The sequence below is a fragment of the Methylotuvimicrobium alcaliphilum 20Z genome, from assembly GCF_000968535.2.
GTDB classification, from domain to species: domain Bacteria; phylum Pseudomonadota; class Gammaproteobacteria; order Methylococcales; family Methylomonadaceae; genus Methylotuvimicrobium; species Methylotuvimicrobium alcaliphilum.
In genome coordinates this window covers 1,482,707-1,503,202 of record NC_016112.1, presented here as the reverse complement: position 1 = coordinate 1,503,202, position 20,496 = coordinate 1,482,707, and the positions used below count along the sequence as shown (strand labels likewise).

Here is a 20,496-nt window from a genome sequence, read left to right as displayed (position 1 = left end):
TTTTATAATCGTAAACCATTGTAATTAAAATAAATAATAGAAAACAGACAAACACTAAATGACTACATTTGTTAAAGCTAGGTTAACCTTCCAAAGCCCGGTATTTTTCGCGCAGATGATTTCTGATCGCGACCGCCGATAAATTCAATCCGACGATCACGACGACCAATAATAAGGATGTGGCATAAACCAAGGGCCTCGCCGCTTCGACATTCGGACTTTGAAAACCGACGTCGTAAATATGAAAACCCAAATGCATAAATTTTCTATCCAAATGCAAAAATGGAAAATTGCCGTCCAGCGGCAACGATGGCGCTAATTTAACGACGCCGACCAACATCAGCGGCGCAACTTCGCCGGCGGCCCTGGCGACCGCCAAGATCAAACCGGTCATCATCGCCGGGCTCGCCATCGGCAACACGGTTCGCCACAACGTTTCGGCCTTCGTCGCCCCCAAGGCCAAACTGCCTTCGCGGATCGATTTCGGAATACGCGACAAGCCTTCCTCGGTCGACACGATCACGACCGGCAATGTCAATAAGGCCAGCGTAATCGACGCCCACAATAAGCCCGGCGTTCCGAAAACCGGTGCAGGAGCGGCTTCCGGAAAAAACAGCTGGTCTATATTACCGCCTAGAATGTACACAAAAAAACCCAAGCCGAACACGCCGTAGACGATCGACGGGACGCCGGCCAGATTATTGACCGCAATGCGAATCAAGCGTGTCGTAAAGCCTTGCTTCGCATATTCTCGCATATAAATCGCCGCGATCACGCCGAGCGGCGTCACGATCACCGACATAATGATGACCATCATCACGGTACCGAAGATTGCCGGAAATATGCCGCCTTCAGTATTCGCCTCGCGCGGGTCGTCCAGCAAAAATTCGGCGATTTTTTCGAAATAATGCCCGGTCTTAGCCCAAACACTCATCGTATTCGGGCGATAAATTCTGACCAACTTAGCCAAAGGCATATCGACTTCTCGCCCATCGGATGCCTTCACCACCAAGGAATTGCGGTTGATCGTCTTGTACAACGCTTGCAACTCGGTCTGATATTCCCGGTATTGCCGCTCGTACTCGCCGCGTTCGGCGGCAAGCAATTGTTTTGCTGCTTCATCCCATTGCTCGTTCAATTCCAAGCGTCTTTGTTTAAGCCTCAGTCGCTCCAAACCGTAATTCACTGCGCCGATTTCCTTCTTTTCAAGCCGTTGAATTTGTTTATAAACCGACAAGGCATCACGTAATCGCTCCGACACGACTGGAAATACTTGCGGGCCTTCGGCGATCACTTGCCCTTCTTGCTTGAGTGCGACCGGGTAACCGTAAAAATTGCCCCATTCACGCCGCTCGATCACGAGAATATCGTCCGGATACTGTCGGCTCTGAATATTACGGTCCAGAATCCAGCGAAAATCCATGCCGGTCAAATCTCGGTTGCCGATTTTTATCAGGTGTTGCACCAGCAGATCGGCATCGTCTGCCATCGCATGACCTGAAGCGCGTGCCATCAATGCCGTTGTAGAGCTTGTATCAACGACCTCTCCGATGACGGTTTGCTTGCGTCCGTCTTCCATATAGATAAACTCGGCGACATTCGACGGCCAAAAATGCAAGGCTCCACGAAACACGATCAACGCCAATAGACCGACCACCAAAATCAGACAAGTGCTGACTGCCGCGGCATTGAGCCAAATCCACGGGGAACCGCTTTTAAACCATTGTTTGATCATAAGGAACTGTATTTTTCACGTAAGCGCTGGCGAATCAACTCGGCCAAGGTATTGACGACAAAGGTAAACAAAAATAACACCAAGGCAGCCAAAAACAGTACTCGGTAATGTGTGCTATCGACTTCGGACTCGGGCATCTCGACCGCAATATTGGCCGATAAGGTGCGCATACCCTGGAATATACTCAAATCCATCACCGGTGTATTACCGGTCGCCATTAATACGATCATCGTTTCGCCGACCGCCCGGCCGAGTCCGATCATGATCGCCGAAAAAATCCCGGGACTGGCCGTCAACAACACAACGCGCGTCATCGTTTGCCAAGGCGTCGCGCCCAAGGCGAGAGAACCGACCGTTAAATGTCTCGGAACCGAAAAAATCGCATCCTCGGCGATCGAAAATATCGTCGGAATGATCGCAAAGCCCATCGCCAACCCCACCACCAAGGCATTTCGTTGGTCGTAGCCGATACCCCATTCGGCATCGAGCCAATGGCGCAGGCTGCCGCCGAACAGCCATGATTCCAAAGGCACGCTGATTGAAAACGCAAACCAGCCGCTCAACAGTATTATGGGGATTAACAAGGCGGCATCCCAACCATCCGGAATTTTATGCTTTACCCAACCCGGTAATAACTGCCATAGATAAGCGAAAACCAGCACCGCCGGCGGCATCGTCAGCAAAAGCGTGAAAATGCCGGCCAAATGCTCTTCGACGAACGGAGCGAGCCAAAGACCTGCGAGAAAGCCCAAAATAACGGTCGGCAACGCTTCCATAATCTCGATACCGGGTTTCACCAACGTGCGCATGCGCGGGGCCATGAAATAAGCGGTATAAACCGCCCCCATCAAAGCCAGCGGTACCGCAATGAGCATCGCGTAAAAAGCGGCTTTCAAGGTGCCGAACACCAACGGCGTCAAACTGTATTTCGGTTCGAAATCATTGCTCGCCGAGGAAGACTGCCAAATATAGTCGGGCTTCGGGTAGCTTTCATACCAGACTTTTTGCCATAACGATTTGACGGAAACCTCTGGATGATCGTTTTCGACCGACCAAAAATCCATGAAGCCCGCCTCCGATTCGACGATAAACGCATTAGCTCGCGGCGACATCGAAACCGTTTTCGGCATCCCATTCGACACCGGCGTTTTAATCAACTCCCGCTCTGCGGTCGTATTATAAATACCGGCGACGCCTGCGGTATCGACCGCGATAAAACCTTTGCGGCGCTGCTCGGCATTGATGCCGGCAATCGCCTGTTCCGATACCTTGAACGATCGTATTTTTTGCATCGCCGGATTATTTCGGGCGTCCCTGACCACGCTCCATTGCGCAACCAGTCCGCCCGAATCGCCGATCAATAACGAAATACTGCCGTTCAAAAAGACCATCGAGGTCAATTTACGACCGGCTTCGATTACATTCAGATGCTGGCGAATCACCGGTTTCGACTTATCGGCAATATCGAAAAAACTCAAACGACCTTCGCTATCGGCGAGATATAAATTGCGTTGATCCTTGTCCATCAAGATAAACGCAATATCGAGAGCCGGTACATCGAGTATGCTGTCGGTCCGTTCGAAATCTTCATCATCATCGAACAACGAACGTCTCTTTTCGAAGCTCGTCAATATCAATCGTTTATCCGACGTTTTAGCGACCAGCGAGGTCTGATCGTCATCGACACGAATTGCAATCTTTTCAAGCGCTTGGCCTGACTCATCCAAAACCAGCGGTTCTCGTCCCAACGGATAATCGACAACAGGCGTTATGACCCGCCGATTTTCCGGGTATGACACATTGTACTTGTGTTTCAGCACGATCGCGCGGCCGTCCGACAAGCCATACACGGCAACATTTTTCTCAGGACCGCCATCGGCGAAACTGCTAATTCGAGCGCTTTCAGGTAAAACGATTGAGTGAATCAAAAGCGTTTGACCGGTCGGCGCGGCAAAGAAAATAATCCGGCCATTTTCGGTGAAGCGCACGCCAACTTCATTTTGTTCCTCGACCGCCAACATAGCGGTGTCGCCAAGCGCGCGCTCCGGTACAAGGTAGCGCGAGACAGATTCTGCGCTCGGCTCTATAAACAGCGGCCAGACAACATACAATAAATAGAAAAAAATCAACATTATCGCGGCGATAATGCTCAAGCCGCCAACGATAACGCCGTAACGAGCCACACTGTCCTTGATAAGTCGCCAACGCGGATAAAAGCCCGTCATGGCATTCAGAGAGGCCGAAGCCCCGGATTTCGGTTCTGTCATATGGATGATTGAATGATCAATGCCGCTAAGAAATGGTCAATAATTTCGGATATAGTGTGCTCGATTTAACTTTGCCGGTAAGCGGTGAGTGGTAAGTGGTAAGTGGTAAGTGGTAAGTGGTAAAACAATGCAGAATTTAACTCGCTTGTCAAGCGCCGATTTCACCTTTCACCTTTCACCTTTCACCTTTCACCTTTCACCTTTCACCTTTCACCTTTCACCTTTCACCTTTCACCTTTCACCTTTCACCTTTCACCTTTCACCTTTCACCTTTCACCTTTCACCTTTCACCTTTCACCTTTCACCTTTCACCTTTCACCTTTCACCTTTCACCTTTCACCTTTCACCTTTCACCTTTCACCTTTCACCTTTCACCTCATTTCTATCGAACCCAGAACTTTATTGGCGACCTTGGCTGGCAGCGGGATATAGCCGTCTTTAATGACGACTTGTTGACCGGTTTTGGATAAAACCATTTTGATGAATTCCTGCTCGAGCGGCGCTAGAGGTTTATTCGGATGTTTGTTAACGTAGACATATAAGAAACGCGCCAACGGATAAGTTCCGGCAATTGCGTTTTCCGGCGTCGCATCGACATAGGCTTGTCCTTCTCTCGACGCCAGCGCAACCGTTTTGACTCCGGAAGTCTTATAGCCTAAACCGGAATAACCGATACCATTGAGCGAACTAGTTACCGATTGAACGACCGATGCCGAACCGGGTTGCTCGTTGACATTGTTTTTAAAATCGCCTTTGCACAAGGCCTCATCCTTGAAATAACCGTAGGTACCGGATACTGAATTACGTCCGTATAATTGCATGCTTTGGTTTTTCCAAGCGCCGTCAAGCCCAGCCTGCCCCCAAGTTACGATATCGTTTGGATAACCGCATTTACGCGTCGACGACAAAATCGCATCGATTTGAGCTAAAGTCAAACCACGGATCGGATTATCCTTATTGACGAATACCGCTAGGGCGTCTATTGCGACTGGAATCGCAGTCGGTTTATAACCGTATTTACTTTCGAAAGCATCCAGTTCGTTATCCTTCATTTTCCGGCTCATCGGCCCGAGATTGGCTTTGCCTTCGGTCAACGCCGGCGGCGCGGTCGAGGAACCTGCTGCCTGTACCTGAATATTAACGCTCGGATAAATGCGCTTGAACTCCTCGGCCCACAAAGTCATCAAATTGGCGAGTGTGTCGGACCCTTCGCTCGAGAGATTACCGGATACGCCGCTCACTTTTTGATAGTCGGACAGACCAGGATCGACCGTCTGCACCGCTACAGCGGGACCGGCAATCAAAAAAGCCAGAGAAAAACCCAATGCCTGAGTTAATTTATTTAAATTAAATGAAAACGTCATGAATCGACTCTCTCTAAGAAGGTAGTGCAAGAAGGTAACGCCATTATTCCATTGCGGAACAGTTGCATAACAGTAACTATTAAGTCCCCCGGCAATTATCGTTCCCACGCTCTGCGTGGGAACGCCTGAGTACCGCTCCAGCGGTACGAGACGCTAGAGCGTCTCCGTCTTCATTCCCACGCCGGAGCGTGTGAACGATAGGGAGGTGTGAATAATTACGCATAAGAATATGACTTTTATATTACAAGATTATGACAACGATGAAGCGCGTGTAATCGAGACTAATTTCGCGCAGTGTTCGTTAAGCTCCGTCCAATCGGACGGCATCGTCAAAACCGCAAGCGTTGCGGTCGCAAGCAATTTGCCGTCGTCGGGCATCTCGATGCCGGCAACCAAATAGTGCAACAAAGTTTCAAGACCAGGGTTGTGTCCCACCAATAAAATCCGCCCGATATCGGCCGGACAATCGGATAAAACGGCCTTAAAATCGGCTAACTCAGCTTCGTAGAGACGCTGATCCCGAATAATCTCGGCACCGGCAAAACCTAAAGCTTCACTTGCTCTCTCGGCGGTTGTCTGCGCACGCACGGCAGGCGAAGTAACAATCAAGCCGGGTTTAAGTTTTTGCTTACGCATCCATTGTCCGATGCGAACTGCGGCTTTTTTCCCGCGTTTTTTCAGAGGGCGATTGAAATCATCGGCATCAACCTCCCAATCCGATTTACCATGCCGAAGCAACATTAAAGTTTTAGCCATCGCTCACCCAGTCCCCGTAACAAAACCCAAAAATCTACCACATTCATCTTTCATCTTATTCATTCCCACGCTGAAGCGGTGGGAATGAGGAATACTTTCACAGTCTCAAGAGCTTGGGAACGAGCGAATCTTTCCTCTTTCCTCTTTCCTCTTTCCTCTTTCATCTTGCCTCTTTCCCCTTTTTTGTAATTTACTTTTCATATTAACTTGTTACTATTCCAAAAATATGACAATTTATGGAAAAGCTTTTTCTGACAAATCCTTCAATGATATCCCGCCAATGACTACAATCACTTTGAACTTCGAATTCCCGGGGTATTTGACCGCTAACAAATTTTTGAGCCAATTGGCTGACAAGGCGAATTTCAAACCGGTTTCCGAACACTATACCTTAATATCTTATTATGATAGCTTCGACTGGCGCCTTTATCGAGACGGTATCATCTGCGAATTCAATCGTTCCCAAACAGCTTCTATTTTAACGCTGAAAAACCTTCATACCGGCCAACTGATCGCATCAGCCGACCTCGACTCTGTTCCCAAGTTCGCGAAAGAATTTCAGCCGAAAAACATTCGTAATGTACTCGCTCCATTACTCGAAATGCGTGCTCTACTACCGCTGACGACGCTGGAAGGTACTCGAAAATTTGTCAATGTACTGAATAAAGATGAAAAGACAGTATTAAAACTCATGATCGATACCTTCGAATATATCCCTTGCCGGCTTCAATTAACCCCGATAAAAGGCTACGATAAAGCCGCGCTCAAGTTCATCGAGGACTTAATTCGCATCGGTTTGGTCGAGTCCAATCTCCCCCCGTTAATCGACGCGCTTAAAACTCAAGGACGGAAACCGAAAGACTACACCTCTAAGCTGAACATCAAGCTCGACCCGAACATGCGCTCGGATCTTGCGGTTAAATATATTTTTAACGACTTACTAAAAGCCATCAAAGTCAACGAGCAAGACACCATCGCCGCTACCGACAGCGAATTCTTGCATGATTTTAGAGTCGCGGTACGGAGAACTCGCGCCGGACTCAATCAATTAAAAAATGTTTTACCCGAAGCCGAAACGGCACGTTTCAGCCATTTTTTTGCCTGGCTGGGTCAAATTACGACTCCGACACGCGATCTCGACGTTTATTTACTCGATTTCGACCATTATAAGAAAAGCGTGCCGCCTGCACTTAGGGAAAACTTAAACCCGCTTTACGATTTTATCGAACACAAACAAAAGCAAGCGCAAAAGAATCTAGCCAGTAAATTAAAATCGCCGGACTATATCGCGCCGCTAATCGAATGGGAAGAGTTTTTACGCTCGCCGACGATCAAAAAACCGACTCAAGCCAATGCCTTGCTACCGATCAAGACATTAGCCGACAACCGTATCTTAAAAGTTTTCCGACGCATCATCAAAGATGGACAACGCATCACCGATCAATCGCCTCCGGGGGAACTGCACGACTTACGAAAAACCTGTAAAAAATTGAGATATCTTATGGAGTTTTTTCAAAATCTGTATCCCAAAAGCGAGATCAAATCTTTGATTAAAAGCCTGAAACATTTCCAGGATATCTTAGGCGAATTCCAAGATCTTGAAGTACAAGAGATTACCTTGAAAAAATTTAGCGAAGAGATGATGAACGAAGGGGTTCCGGCCGACACATTTCTGGCAATGGGCGTTTTGATTCAAACGATAGACAAGCGCCGACAACAAGCACGCGAAGCTTTCCAGGAAAAGTTCGACGCATTCGATCAACCCGATATTCAAGATGCGTTTCATTCGTTATTCGGTTGTTAACGCCGGTCGGCCTCAAAACATAGGGCAGTACAAAAACACTATGAAAATCATTGCAACATTTAACATTAAAGGCGGTGTAGGAAAAACGTCCACGGCCGTCAATCTTGCTTATTTGGCGGCGCAAGGCGGATCGCGTACTTTAGTATGGGACCTCGACCCGCAAGGGGCGAGTAGCTACTATTTCAGAATCAAGCCAAAAATTAAGGGCGGCAGCAAAAAATTGATCGAAGGCAAGCGTGAATTGGACGATATGATTAAAGGTACCGATTTCGATAACCTTGACTTGTTGCCTTCGGACTTTTCTTTTAGAAACCTTGACTTAGTGCTGGAAAGCAAGAAAAAACCGACGCATCGGCTCGAAAAACTATTGAAGCCGCTCTCTCAGGAGTACGATTTCATCTTCCTGGATTGTCCGCCGAGCATCTCATTATTATCGGAAGCCGTTTTCAAAGCCGCAGATATATTGCTGTCGCCCGTCATTCCGACGACGCTTTCGATAAGAACGCTGGATCAACTGAAGCAATTTCTCAAAGAAGAGAATAATAAGAAAGTACGAGTCATGCCGTTTTTTTCGATGGTCGACCGCCGCAAAAAAATGCACCTCGACATCCTTGAAACGACTTCCAAACAATTCCCGGAATTGCTGAAAACGACGATCCCTTATGCCAGCGACATCGAACGCATGGGTATTGAACGCATGCCGCTAGGCGGCTTTGTCAAAAGCGGCCGTTCGATAAAGGCCTATCAAGATCTCTGGGAAGAAATAAACCTTAATTTGTAGAAACTTGTTTAAAAATTAACCTGATTAGCAAGATGCTTCAGCTTGCTGAAGCCAATTGTCCGAGCAGTGGCCAGTCGTAGCCACTTCTGCGGGACGGGTTATTTAACCCGTCCCCAACGTTTCGGTTTGCCCTAAACATTTCGGCTAACTTCGGCCAAAGTCAAAACGTTTAGGACGGGGTTGCAAACCCCGTCCTGCTAGGGATATGCTGGTTTTTGGGCTTTAGCTGAAGAAACTTGCTAATCAGGAAAATTAATATCGAATAGCAATAAGTTCGGAAAGAAGCTATACCTTTCGCACTTCAAATTCCGGCAGTGCCTGAGGGGGCGCCGGGGTGTGCGGCAAAGCTTTGCCAGCATGGAACTGGCATGGATGTATTCACGACGTCCTTTGACGAACACCCCGGTGCCGAATTTTGATCTACGAGGGGTATAACAAGTCCAAATCGGCGAACTTTTACAACATTTGCCCTTTAACCCATTCGATCGATTTTTCAATACCCTGGTCGAATGGCACTGCTGGCTCAAACCCCAATCGGCTCCGTGCTTTATCGATCGAAAAATCCTGATGAACACCGAGAACTTGCACAGCCTGTCTCGATAACAAGGCTTGCGTTTGCAAACCGGTGACGCCTCTGACATGACGGTATCCGCTTTCCAAAAAGTGTCCTAGCCTAAACGCTAAAGGATACGGCAAACTGATTTTTCGATAACGCGAGCCAAGCCCCAATGCAATATGATCGACAAATTCGGCCCAAGTCACCGAACTTGCATCCGAAACATTAAACACTTCGCCAAAGGCGTTTTCATTGAATAAGGTCAACTCGATCGCATCGATAAGATTATCGATATAAGTCAAACCGGCACATTGCTTACCGCCGTCAATCAACAACATGAAACCGGATTCAACCGCTTTTGCGATTTCGCCGACCAACGTTTTCGAACCGGGACCGTAAATCGTTGCGGGACGCAAGATCGTATGCACCACCGAACTAGCCGACACGATGCCCTCGGCTTCTTTTTTGGTTTCGGCATACCAATTCGCAAATTTATCCGCCGGTCGATGATCTTCCGATACGCCTCTTTTTCCGGAATGACCGTAAACATCGGTCGTACTGACATGAATGAAATGACTAATTCCGCATTTAGCCGCTTCCTTTACCAAGATCCGGGTCGCACCAACATTCGCGGTTTTGATTTCATGCACGGTTCCCCAATCCGAAACCAAGGCCGCGCAATGAATCACGACATCGCAACCGGTTAACACTTCACCCACGAAACCGGCATCGGTTAAAAATCCGCGCTTGAGCTCGACTTGCGGCCGCTCGAGCCCCAAGGCGTTGGAGGTCGGCCTTAGCAGGCACACCACCGAATGACCTTGGCTACACAAGCGCTCAACCAAACGTTTGCCGACAAATCCCGATGCGCCGGTCACGGCGACTTTGAGGCTCGGTACCATCAATCGCCTCCCTTGATCGTTCGCTTAGCGATTTGATAAATCGTCTTCCAATTTTCGCTGCCGACTTCCTGGCTGTTACGCAAGATCGTCTCCATCGCATTCAGGAAGTGATCGACTTCTTTTTCAGAGATCACCATCGTCGGCAGCAGTTTGATCACATCATTATGACCAGACGCCATCGTGATGATCTGATGATCGCGGTGTAGCGGAATCACGACCAATTGCGGGAACAGGCCGGCGCTCGCGGCGTGAATCAATTTCCATTCCATTTTACTGCGCAGCGAGTCGGGACAGCCCAATTCGAAACCGATCATCAAGCCCATGCCGCGTACGTCCTTGAGCAGCGAATAACGATCTTTCAGCTTATTCAATCCGTCCATCAAACGCTTGCCCATCGCGTCGGCATTCTCGACCAATTTATCATTTTCCATCACTTCGAGCGTCGCGAGCCCCGCGACCATCGCCAAACGATTGCGTGCGTAAGTCGAATGATGTACATAACAACGATCGAGCGTATTGAAGACTTTATCGAAAATACTTCGCCGCGAGATCATCGCGCCGACCGGCATGTGACCGCCGCTCAAGGCTTTTGCGACCAAAACGAAATCGGGCTCGATACCCCAATGATCGAGCGCGAACCAGCGCCCGGTTCGTCCGAGCCCGGATTGAATCTCGTCGAAGATCAAGAAGGTACCGTATTTACGGCACAGGCGCTCGACTTCTTTGAAATAACCGTGGCTCGGCATCGTCACGGCGCGTCCCTGAATCGGTTCGACGATGAACGCCGCGACGTCCCTCGCGCTCAATTCTTCTTCGAGCCGCTCTAGATCGTTGAACGGCACCCTGTCGCAGCCCGGCAATAGCGGACCGAAACCTTTGCGGAAATACTCCTCGCTCGATACCGACAATGCACCGTAAGTCAGGCCATGATAACCGCTCTCGCATGACAATAGACGGTGACGCTTTGATGCCGCACGCGCGAACTTCAACGCCGCCTCGACCGTTTCGGTACCCGAATTCGTGAAAAACACGCGGTCCAAACCGTCCGGTAAGCGCTTGCACAGATTCTCGGCCAACAAACCGGACAAGGTCGAATGATGAATTTGCACGCCGTCCGGCAAGTTCGAATCCAACGCCTTGATCAACGCGCGATTGATCGCGGGGTGATTGTGCCCGAGGCTCGCGAAACCTTCGCCGCTGTGCATATCCAGATAGGCCTTGCCTTCGTTGTCGTAGAGATAATTCCCCTCGGCTTTCGCATAATGCTTGTTGAAGCCAAGGATATCCATCACTTCGACCAGTTTCGGATTCATATACTCGCTGGCCAAATCATAGCTGTGTGTATGGCGTTCCTCGTATTCGCTTAGAAACTTCATGTCGATATCCCATACATTTGAATCGCTCACATTCACTCCTCAATCGTTTTATTTTTAAAATAATATTCAATTTAACCTATCTAAAGCATTCCACCAAAGGCCATGAAGAATAAGAAGTTAATTCAACCTAACGTTCATGAAAGCCCGGCAATCACCCCGGCAAATGAAAGTACGAGACGCGGGGAGGGCGCGGTCACTCGCCCGACAGGACGCCGTGAATACGTCCATGTAGGCTCGATGGCGGCTATCCTGCCGCCAACGCCTGTCGATCGAGCAACCGCACCCTCTCCGGAACCGGCATTGCCAGAACAGAGATTTGTATATCGAAAAATTAGATAATGAATCCAAATTTACGAACTTTCACAGTAAAAAGAGCAGTTGGCATGTGTTGTAGACCGTTCGTGCTGAGTAAAGTCGAAGCATGAAGGGTCTACAACACTTTCACCGGCCTGGTGAAGCCTCAAACTACCGTTCACCCTTCGACAGGGCTCTCCTGAGCGTAGCCGAAGGGCTCAGGGCGAACGGTAGTTTGAGGATCTCAACTGCTCTTTTTAGGTTCAATGCTTATTCTATCCATACAACTCATTTTTGCTCTCCTAAAAGGTTATTCAAAATTTTAGAACTAACCTTTGAAAAACTTCATGAAATTCATTTTCGTCATGGTTAAACTGCCAAATTTAAGTTTAATTTCAACAATACAACATGGACGACCGCTTGATTCACCCGAAACCGTCGACAAACCGGTTATTTACGTCTATTGATCTTTCATTGTTCTTACAAGAAGCCGCTTCCGGTTTCGTTCATGCACCTCTAGCCGCCTATTCCGGAATGAAAGTTGTCGCGTTACCGGCAAAAGTCAAGGTCAATTCATGCATCGCTGGCGTGCAAGCGACATAGAGCAGATTTTTGTCCATCTCGGTCGCATAATTCTTTTCGGAAGCGTCGGGTACGATTTCCCGCGTGGAATTTTTTTCGGCATGATCCATTTCCGCCCGGTTTTCCCAGAGATAGGTCATTTGCTCTTGAGTGTCTTCCGCATAGCTCCTAACTCGGGCATCGATGCTTTCCAAGGCATCGCCGAGTTTGATTTTGACTCGTTCGAGATAGGTTTTTTCAGCGGCTTCGGTAGGATTGAATATCGTGGGATGGATCATGACTAAAACTGTGGTGATTCGAGCTATTGCGGATCGATTCCGACAAATCGGACGTTGTTCGATTGATAATTCTTGCGGCGGAAATCGACGATGACAGACCGGTAGATTTTTCGAGCATCTTAAGAGAATGAAGGTCTAAGGCGTCATTGATACGTCTGAACTCAACATGAAAAACTTGAATATACCCATCGTAGATCAAAATTCGGCAACGGGGTGACCGTCAAAGGACCCAGCCCCTAAATTAGTAAGACTATTAACCATGACCGATGGGCTATGGAATTTAGGGGCTGGGTGAATACGACCATGTAGGCTCTATGCCAGCTCCATGCTGGCAAAGCCTTTGCCGAACACCCCGGCACCTCCATAGGCCAATGCCGAAATTTGAAGTGCGAAAGGTATAATTGTTTTTCCAACAGCACCTTGAATCGGGTTATTTCCGCATCAGACAACATAAACACCTCAACTTGAGAGCCTCAAAATAAAAGTTCACGTTACGCATTAACCCTACTTTATTACATGGCTACAACTAATCGTCATTACGGACTAAATTGCCGTAATCTTAGCAACAAAAATAGCCCGAAGTAGCCACCCATTCTTCATCAGTATCCCAATCTTTGCCGATGCAACCTTGATGGCATTTATTTTTAGCCAACCTTCATGCCCTCGAAATCGCGATCAGGAGATCGTTCCCACAGAACATGAGCCCCCTTGAAGGGCTGACGTCTTTCCTCGCCCCTCGCCTGTTTATCTCAGCAACAACAACGGCTTTTTGCTATGCAACAGCATTTTCGCGGTAAAACTGCCGAGCAAGAGATCGCGTAACTTGGTATGACTAAACGCGCCCATCACGGTCATATCGATATCATGGGTTTCTTGATATTCGCAGAGTACCAAATCGGGTTTTCCTGCCAGTTTTTGTGCAACCACTTCGATACCGCCAGACTGCTTCAGTTTATTCTCGGCGATTTCGAGCAATTGTCCCTTGCCGTCGTCCTTACTGACACAGACCAGATGACAAACCAAGCCTTTATAGAGCGGGCTGTTGGCAACGATATCCAACGCTTTTTCGGCCGCCGAGCTACCGTCGTAGGCGAGCATGATACGCTCAGGCGCTTTAAACGACTCGTTGACGACCAATATCGGTCTGTGTAGCGAACGAATAATCGATTCCAGTTTCGCGCCGATCTTGTCGGGCTGGTTTTCATGCACCTTGCCGCGAAGGCCGATTACCAAAACGCGCGTCACATCTTCCAGTTCGATCAAGGCCTCGACCAAACTGCCATGCCGTTGAGTTAGAATCGGATCGCTGGCGCCGGCCTGTATCACGCGCTGTTTTGCATGCTCCAATAATAATTTACCTTGCTGCAGACGCAACTTGATGCGTTGCTGGTCCAATCGAGTAATTTCCTCCAGCAATTCGTCGCGGCTGTCCAGACCGATATTGCCGGACAGATCGGACATTGTCGCGGTTTCGGGATGATGATCGATCGTGTGTAATAATTTCAGCGGCACTTCGACGCGCTGCGCGATCCAGGCCGCGTAATCGCAAACCGCTTCGGTCAACGCCGATCCGTCGATACAAGCCAGCACTCTATTTTCGTTATTATTCATTAGTGTCCTCCCATGATTTTTTCGATTTCTTCCGGCTTGTCGTGTACGCCGAACCGGTCGACAATCGTCGTGGTCGCTTCGTTCATGCCGATAATTTCGACTTCAGCACCTTCGCGCCGAAACTTGATCACGACCTTGTCCAATGCCGTGACCGAGGTTATATCCCAGAAATGCGCGCGATGTAAATCGATGACGACTTTTTCGGCTGCTTCTTTGAAATCGAACGATTGGATGAATTTTTCGGCTGAATTGAAAAACACCTGCCCGACCACACGATAGATTCTGACGCTTTGATCTTCGTCGATTTCCGATTCGACATATAGAAAATGACTGATCTTGTTCGCGAAAAACAGCGCCGCCAACAACACGCCGACAAACACGCCGATCGCGAGATTGTGCGTAAATACCACTACGATCACGGTCATGATCATAACGACACTGCTCGATAGGGGATGTTTCTTCAAATCGAGTACCGAACGCCAACTGAAGGTACCGATCGACACCATGATCATTACGGCTACGAGCGCGGCCATCGGGATTTTCGAAATCCATTCGTCGAGAAAGACAACCATGATCAACAGCAGTGTACCGGCCACCAACGTCGACAGACGTCCGCGACCGCCCGATTTGATGTTGATCACCGATTGTCCTATCATCGCGCAGCCTGCCATGCCGCCGAGCAGACCCGAACCGATATTGGCCAAACCTTGGCCTTTACATTCGCGGTTCTTGTCGCTCCCGGAATCGGTCAAATCGTCGACGATCGTCGCTGTCATCAACGATTCGAGCAATCCCACCACCGCCAAAGATGCAGAATAAGGAAAGATGATTTTCAGGGTTTCAAGCGTCAATGGAACTTCCGGCCACAAAAATATCGGCAAATCGTCAGGCAGCTCACCCATGTCGCCGACCGTGCGGATGTCCAATCCCAAATAGATCGACAAGGCAGTCAATGCGACGATACAGAGCAACGGCGACGGTACCGACTTGCCGACCGCCGGAATCAACGGAAACAGATAAATAATCCCTAATCCGCTTGCGGTCATCGCGTAAACGTGCCAAGTCACGTTGGTCAATTCAGGCAATTGCGCCATGAAGATCAAAATCGCCAAGGCATTGACGAAACCGGTTACGACCGAGCGCGACACGAAACTCATCAGACTGCCGAACTTGATGTAGCCTGCGACGATCTGCAGCATGCCGGTCAATAGCGTTGCCGCTAACAAATATTGCAGTCCGTAATCCTTGACCAAGGTCACCATCAACAGCGCCATCGCCCCGGTTGCGGCCGATATCATGCCGGGACGGCCGCCTACGAACGCGGTCACGACCGCAATACAAAACGAGGCATAGAGTCCGACTTTCGGATCGACGCCGGCGATGATCGAGAATGCGATCGCCTCGGGAATCAGTGCGAGTGCAACAACGATGCCGGCCAATAAATCCCCCCGGATATTGCCGAGCCAATCTTGTTTTTTCGATAAAAAGAGCATGGTATTCCTGTCAATACAAAACCGTCGACGGCCGGTCCGACCGCCGAATGAAAATTAAGAGAACAAATATGCTCACTCCAATCCCGTATCCTGCCCTGTTTACGAGACGAAAAGAGCCTTCGAAGGCTGTGAGCAAATGTGGAGTGGTTAAGAAAATCAGGGAAAACGCTAAGGTGGCGTATGTGTATGAGTCATCGAGAATAAATTTAATAGTGTAGGAATCCGGTTTAACTTCATAGCGTCAACCAAAACAGCAGCATCGCCAGGCCGACCAGGTAAGCAGCCGTCAGTTTAATTTTCTGTTCCGGCAATAACGCCTGCCAATAAGCTAATTTATTTCTTTTGTATTTGAGCCAGGCTGCGTAACAGCTTCTTTTCAAGCGCCGGACAATACGCGGAAATGCGCGGACGAAACGATAAAATCCATACATTCCGATCAACAAAACCGCATTGACGATAATTGTCTCGCTCTGATGGTGATCGGTATGCAACAGATGTTCGAGTATTTCTTCGATATAGCCTTCGATAAACTCGATTAGCAGATGAAGAATTTCAAAAACCGAATGCACGATTTCGACTGCAAAATCCAGCAGGTCTTCGAAAAAAAACAAAATGATAAACAACCAAAAAAACTGCCGAGCGACTCTTGCGAGCATTTGCCGATCGCTTTCGTCGGGCGATGCCGGAGCGGGCTTTTTAAATAAACCGACTATCCATCCGTTAGTTTGCGATTTCTTCAGTTTTTTAATGAAATCAAACACAATTTGCCTTTGATGTTATTGCCGCGCGTTACGGCACCGAAGAGAATTTTAGGACATATCGGGTTCTTTGCCGCAAATAGCCCCTTTAACCCGGCACAATAGCCGAATGACCAATGCTTGCTCATCCGGAGTCAATGCGCCTAATACCTCGGCTTCAACCCGGTCGGCAATGTCCCACAATTTTTGCATGACCGGCAATGCATTTGCGGTCAACTCGAGCCGATAGACGCGCCGATCATCGCTGTCTTTGATGCGACGCACCAAATTCCGCGCTTCGAGTTGATCGAGCTGCTTGACCAGTGTGATCGGTTTGATATCGAGAATATCGGCCAAATCGACTTGTCGGCAGTTAGGGTTTTCGGACAAATGCACCAAGACCCGCCATTGCGAATGAGTAATACCGATAATTTCGGCATTTTTATTAAACCGCTGACGAATGACGTGACTGATTTCGTAGCTGAGAAAGCCGAAACGAAAATGCATATAGATTGGCTTTAATATAGTAAGCGAGGGGTATTATATTTGATTGGCTCAAACGCAACAAGTGCAAATTCGGTTAAAAACAATCCCGGCGGTGAAGCAGAACACTCAATATCCTTAAATGATCAAGCAATATCAATCGCTGAGGAGCACTAAAATCCTGACAACAACCATGCTTATAGATTATCAAAAAACATGCCGTCACATTTTTACCCATACTTGTATCATTTAGCCTAAATACAACAATATTTTGCATAATGCCAACAGCGTTACTATAATCAATGCCTAACTTTGGTTTCATGGGCCATTAAGTTAAGTCGTCATGTAACAAAAGATTGCCGAAATTCAGACCATAAAGGTGCACTTAATACAGCCATCCGTGGCAACTGGTTCCGGCAATCCATGACGGAATGACGGGTTTCCGATACTTCTGCGGGACGGGTTATTTAACCCGCCCCCAATGTTTCGGTTTACCCTAAACATTTCGGCTTACCTCGGCCAAAGTCTAAACGTTTAGGACGGGGTTGCAAACCCCGTCCCGCTAGATCAAATGCCTAACTTTGGTTTCATGCCGATAAGCGCGTCCTGTTACTCGAATGAATGACGCAAGGGGGCTTGACGGTCGAGTTCCAGATACCACATGAATAATGCCTTTTCCGCACCTTTATGACTCCATTTTCGACACGAAGCAAGATACGGTATTGACTTAATAAAGCCGCCTGACACGAAAGCATTACAAAACACATTGTAAACCTGCACTCTTAAACCGACATTCAACAAACTATCCACCTTTAAAACCATGGCAAAACATACCGCAACGATACAAACCCGCTTGCTCGAATCCATAGCAAAACTTCCTTTGCGTTTTCCTTGGACTCTGTTGTCGTTGTTTGTTTTGTTATGCGCTCTGAGCCTGAATTACACGATCAAAAATCTCGGCATCAACAACAACACCGCCGAGTTATTGTCACAAGAACTGCCATTTCAAAAAGTCAGACTCAAACTAGAGCAAGCATTTCCGCTCGATGCCGCCGCGATTATTGCCATTGTCGAATCGGACACGCCCGAAGAAACTTCTCTCGCCGCCACATACCTAGAACAGGATTTGCAAACGAGGCAAAACCTATTCGAATCGGTTTATATTCCTGACGACAATCCGTTTTTCCGGCAACAAGGTTTTTTATTTTTGGAATTGGACGAACTCGAAGCCTTATCGGAAAAACTGGTCGATGCACAGCCGTTTATCGGCCATCTATCCAAGAATTATCACTTCGCTGGTTTTTTAGACATCCTCTCCCTGGCGCTAACAGAAAGCGATCGCGACTTAACGATGCCGATCGACCCGTTATTAAGCGCTTTCAATGAAACGGTGTCCGCAACCCAAGAAAACCGCCACCATTATTTGTCTTGGCAAAAAATGCTGGCCGAAGACAGCTTCGGAAAAGACCAAACCCGCCGTCTCGTCATTGCTAAACCGCATCTCGATTTCAGCGATTTGATGCCTGCAGAAAAACCGATGGACTACCTCAGAGCGCTTTCCGAACAAATGCAATCGCGATTTCCTGGGGTACGCCTGAGCTTCACCGGTGAAGTCGCGTTGGAACATGAAGAAATGGAGAGCGTTAACGAAAGCATGGTCATTTCCGGGATCGTTTCGCTGATCTTGGTTTGTTCCGCGCTTTGGCTAGGGCTTCGCTCGGTAAGATTGGTTTTCTCGACCTTCATCGCATTGATCGCCGGACTCGTCCTAACCGCAGGTTTTGCTGCTGTCGCCATTGGCCACTTGAATCTGATTTCGGTCGCATTCGCGGTTTTGTATATTGGATTGGGCGTCGATTTCGCGACCCACCTATGCTTGCGTTATCAAGAGTGCCGTCTGCATGCCATGCCCACCGATGCAGCCATTTCGGATAGCATTCATACAGTAGGCCCGTCATTGTTTTTATGCGCCTTGACGACCGCGATCGGCTTTTTCGCATTCGTACCCACCGACTTCAAGGGCGTTTCGGAACTCGGTATCATTTCCGGCGCCGGCATGTTTATCGGCTTGGCGATTTCACTGCTTCTGCTGCCCGCCTTGTTGAAATTAATGCGTTTCAAACCGATAAGCGCGAAGCCGACCGCAACACTGCCCGATTGGCTCTATCGGTTTCCGTTCCGCCATTCCAGGTCTATCCGCAAGATCGCATTGTTATTGGCGGTCGCTAGCGGCTTTATTTTGACGCAATTGACTTTCGATTCGAACCCGATTCATTTACGCGATCCGAAAACGCCGTCGGTTGTGGCTTTTAAGAAACTGCTGCAAAGCAAAACCGACTCGCCATTCATCATTTCCGCACTCACCGACAGCCTAGAAGACGCCGACAACCTAGCCGCAAAATTCAGCACCTTATCGAGCGTTCATCAAGCAATCACACTGAGCAACCTAGTCCCCGAACAGCAAGACGAAAAACTCGACATCCTCGATACGCTCAATTTGATCATGCCCGCGCAACTCGATCGATTCGACCGCGCTTACGAAAAATCGGATATCAGAAGCGCCTTGATCCATTTCGACCAATCGCTGCAACAAGCCTTGTCGCAAAAAGCCACTCCGGTTTCGGCCGAATTGCTTGAACGACTTCGCCGCAACATTCAAGCTTTCATCGACCATGCCGACAAGGCCGAACGCCCCGATTCGGTCTATTCGCAACTGGAAACCAATGTGATGATTTTATTGCCGGAAACGATGCGTATGTTGCGGGATGGCCTGACCGCTACCGAATTCGCAATCGACGACATTCCCGAAACTGTCAAAAGCCATTGGATCAGCCCCGACGGCATCGTCCGACTACTGGTTTTACCCGAACAAGACCTTAACGACCCGAATCATCTAAAAGTATTCGTCAATCAAGTACTCGATACCTATCCGCAAGTATTCGGCTTGCCGATTGGCGACGTCACTTCCGGACAAGCCGTCGTCGACGCGTTCATCCAAGCCTTTTCGAGCGCACTGATATTCATTGTAGCGCTGCTACTGATTATCACGCGCAGCATAAAATCGACGTTATTGGTAATCGTGCCGCTACTGCTTGCCGCGCTACTCACCGGCGCATTCAACGTCCTACTGAACAATCCCTTTAATTTCGCAAACATCATCGTCTTGCCTTTGCTGTTGGGGATGGGCGTCGACAGCGCGATTCATATCGTGCATCGACTACAACACAAACACAGCAATCAAACCGACTTGCTGCAATCGAGCTCGGCGCGCGGCGTGTTTTTCAGCGCATTGACCACGCTGTGCAGCTTTACAAGCCTGGCGTTTACGTCGCACTTGGGAATCGCCAGCATGGGTTTATTGCTATCAGTCGGCATTACGATGACTTTGGCCTGCAGCTTGATCGTCTTGCCGGCACTGATTAACCCAAGCAAGTAGAACTGACCTTACTCACTGTTATTTTCAAAACTTTTAAAATT

At 48.5% G+C, this 20,496-nt stretch carries 14 protein-coding genes; 3 read left to right on the top strand and 11 right to left on the bottom strand.

From position 1 onward, the window contains the following. Positions 1–82: 82 nt before the first annotated feature. The 4 genes from pstA to MEALZ_RS06520 form a co-directional block, all read right to left on the bottom strand. Positions 83–1,735: a phosphate ABC transporter permease PstA gene (gene pstA, locus MEALZ_RS06535; protein ID WP_014147825.1), complete on the bottom strand. Its 1,653-nt coding sequence runs from the start codon at positions 1,733–1,735 to the stop codon at positions 83–85. Beyond that, the gene (locus tag MEALZ_RS06530) at positions 1,732–4,002 is read right to left on the bottom strand and encodes an ABC transporter permease subunit (protein WP_014147824.1); all 2,271 of its coding nucleotides are present in this window, start codon (positions 4,000–4,002) and stop codon (positions 1,732–1,734) included. Before MEALZ_RS06530 ends, pstA begins: the two co-directional genes overlap by 4 nt. Positions 4,003–4,373: 371 nt before the next feature. After that, on the bottom strand, positions 4,374–5,366 hold the full coding sequence (locus MEALZ_RS06525) for a PstS family phosphate ABC transporter substrate-binding protein (RefSeq protein ID WP_014147823.1): 993 nt from the start codon (positions 5,364–5,366) through the stop codon (positions 4,374–4,376). Between the two features lie 249 nt (positions 5,367–5,615). Continuing rightward, a complete protein-coding gene (locus tag MEALZ_RS06520; protein WP_014147822.1) occupies positions 5,616–6,122 on the bottom strand; it encodes a SixA phosphatase family protein in 507 nt (168 codons plus the stop codon). 280 nt (positions 6,123–6,402) lie between these two features. On the opposite strand from MEALZ_RS06520, the gene MEALZ_RS06515 reads away from it, so the two are divergent. Next, a complete protein-coding gene (locus MEALZ_RS06515; protein WP_046061416.1) occupies positions 6,403–7,926 on the top strand; it encodes a CHAD domain-containing protein in 1,524 nt (507 codons plus the stop codon). A 40-nt stretch (positions 7,927–7,966) separates the two neighbouring features. Then, the gene (locus MEALZ_RS06510; protein ID WP_046061415.1) at positions 7,967–8,707 is read left to right on the top strand and encodes a ParA family protein; all 741 of its coding nucleotides are present in this window, start codon (positions 7,967–7,969) and stop codon (positions 8,705–8,707) included. 456 nt (positions 8,708–9,163) lie between these two features. On the opposite strand, the gene MEALZ_RS06505 is transcribed toward MEALZ_RS06510, so the two are convergent. The 7 genes from MEALZ_RS06505 to MEALZ_RS06475 all read right to left on the bottom strand — a co-directional run bounded on the left by MEALZ_RS06505 (position 9,164) and on the right by MEALZ_RS06475 (position 17,043). Beyond that, the gene (locus MEALZ_RS06505) at positions 9,164–10,165 is read right to left on the bottom strand and encodes an NAD-dependent epimerase/dehydratase family protein (RefSeq protein WP_014147819.1); all 1,002 of its coding nucleotides are present in this window, start codon (positions 10,163–10,165) and stop codon (positions 9,164–9,166) included. Further along, the gene (locus MEALZ_RS06500; RefSeq protein WP_014147818.1) at positions 10,165–11,571 is read right to left on the bottom strand and encodes an aspartate aminotransferase family protein; all 1,407 of its coding nucleotides are present in this window, start codon (positions 11,569–11,571) and stop codon (positions 10,165–10,167) included. The genes MEALZ_RS06505 and MEALZ_RS06500 overlap by 1 nt, the downstream gene beginning before the upstream one ends. Positions 11,572–12,359: 788 nt before the next feature. Then, complete coding sequence (locus tag MEALZ_RS23040) at positions 12,360–12,695, bottom strand: hypothetical protein (RefSeq protein WP_014147816.1); 336 nt, start codon at positions 12,693–12,695, stop codon at positions 12,360–12,362. 744 nt (positions 12,696–13,439) lie between these two features. After that, positions 13,440–14,306: a universal stress protein gene (locus MEALZ_RS06490; RefSeq protein WP_014147815.1), complete on the bottom strand. Its 867-nt coding sequence runs from the start codon at positions 14,304–14,306 to the stop codon at positions 13,440–13,442. Beyond that, the gene (locus MEALZ_RS06485) at positions 14,306–15,799 is read right to left on the bottom strand and encodes a SulP family inorganic anion transporter (RefSeq protein WP_014147814.1); all 1,494 of its coding nucleotides are present in this window, start codon (positions 15,797–15,799) and stop codon (positions 14,306–14,308) included. The genes MEALZ_RS06490 and MEALZ_RS06485 overlap by 1 nt, the downstream gene beginning before the upstream one ends. Before the next feature lie 233 nt (positions 15,800–16,032). Then, positions 16,033–16,560, bottom strand: a complete 528-nt coding sequence (locus tag MEALZ_RS06480) for a hypothetical protein (RefSeq protein WP_014147813.1) — start codon at positions 16,558–16,560, stop codon at positions 16,033–16,035. A 48-nt stretch (positions 16,561–16,608) separates the two neighbouring features. Next, on the bottom strand, positions 16,609–17,043 hold the full coding sequence (locus tag MEALZ_RS06475) for a MarR family winged helix-turn-helix transcriptional regulator (protein ID WP_014147812.1): 435 nt from the start codon (positions 17,041–17,043) through the stop codon (positions 16,609–16,611). Positions 17,044–17,839: 796 nt separating this feature from the next. Between MEALZ_RS06475 and MEALZ_RS06465 the strand changes: the two genes are divergently transcribed. Beyond that, entirely contained in the window at positions 17,840–20,455 is a 2,616-nt protein-coding gene (locus MEALZ_RS06465) for an MMPL family transporter (RefSeq protein WP_014147811.1), read from the top strand. Positions 20,456–20,496: the final 41 nt, after the last annotated feature.

What these genes read in the sequence shown, in the direction of transcription:
- pstA (WP_014147825.1), bottom strand. Translation starts at nt 1,735, where the DNA reads ATGATCAAACAATGGTTTAAAAGCGGTTCCCCGTGGATTTGGCTCAAT.
- MEALZ_RS06530 (WP_014147824.1), bottom strand. Translation starts at nt 4,002, where the DNA reads ATGACAGAACCGAAATCCGGGGCTTCGGCCTCTCTGAATGCCATGACG.
- MEALZ_RS06525 (WP_014147823.1), bottom strand. Translation starts at nt 5,366, where the DNA reads ATGACGTTTTCATTTAATTTAAATAAATTAACTCAGGCATTGGGTTTT.
- MEALZ_RS06520 (WP_014147822.1), bottom strand. Translation starts at nt 6,122, where the DNA reads ATGGCTAAAACTTTAATGTTGCTTCGGCATGGTAAATCGGATTGGGAG.
- MEALZ_RS06515 (WP_046061416.1), top strand. Translation starts at nt 6,403, where the DNA reads ATGACTACAATCACTTTGAACTTCGAATTCCCGGGGTATTTGACCGCT.
- MEALZ_RS06510 (WP_046061415.1), top strand. Translation starts at nt 7,967, where the DNA reads ATGAAAATCATTGCAACATTTAACATTAAAGGCGGTGTAGGAAAAACG.
- MEALZ_RS06505 (WP_014147819.1), bottom strand. Translation starts at nt 10,165, where the DNA reads ATGGTACCGAGCCTCAAAGTCGCCGTGACCGGCGCATCGGGATTTGTC.
- MEALZ_RS23040 (WP_014147816.1), bottom strand. Translation starts at nt 12,695, where the DNA reads ATGATCCATCCCACGATATTCAATCCTACCGAAGCCGCTGAAAAAACC.
- MEALZ_RS06490 (WP_014147815.1), bottom strand. Translation starts at nt 14,306, where the DNA reads ATGAATAATAACGAAAATAGAGTGCTGGCTTGTATCGACGGATCGGCG.
- MEALZ_RS06485 (WP_014147814.1), bottom strand. Translation starts at nt 15,799, where the DNA reads ATGCTCTTTTTATCGAAAAAACAAGATTGGCTCGGCAATATCCGGGGG.
- MEALZ_RS06475 (WP_014147812.1), bottom strand. Translation starts at nt 17,043, where the DNA reads ATGCATTTTCGTTTCGGCTTTCTCAGCTACGAAATCAGTCACGTCATT.
- MEALZ_RS06465 (WP_014147811.1), top strand. Translation starts at nt 17,840, where the DNA reads ATGGCAAAACATACCGCAACGATACAAACCCGCTTGCTCGAATCCATA.